The sequence below is a fragment of the Azohydromonas lata genome, from assembly GCF_034427735.1.
Classification (GTDB): domain Bacteria; phylum Pseudomonadota; class Gammaproteobacteria; order Burkholderiales; family Burkholderiaceae_C; genus Azohydromonas; species Azohydromonas lata.
The window spans coordinates 1-276 of the sequence record NZ_JAXOJX010000256.1; the positions used below are offsets into that span (position 1 = coordinate 1).

Consider the following 276-nt stretch of genomic DNA (forward strand, 5'->3'; position numbering starts at 1 on the left):
GGCACGCTGACGGCCAGCGTTGACGGCCTGGGCAACCTCAAGGCCACGTCCGTGGCCGTGCAGTACACGGGCACCGCCGGTGCGGTGACGGCTGGCACCAAGGTGAGCGTCGGCAGCCAAAGCTATACGTTCAGCCAGGCCATCGCTGCCAACACGGTGGCGTTCACGCTCAAGGGCTTCTCGGCCGACATCGCGAACTTCGTGTCGCTGTCCGGTGACCTGGGTTTTGCCAAGACGGGCACGGACATCGTGGCCGTGGGCTCCAACGTGACGGCT

The 276-nt window shown here is 66.3% G+C and carries 1 protein-coding gene; it reads left to right on the forward strand.

The annotated features are described in order from the left end of the window. The coding region (locus SM757_RS35295; protein ID WP_322468909.1) for a hypothetical protein at nucleotides 1–276 on the forward strand (276 nt) is incomplete at both ends.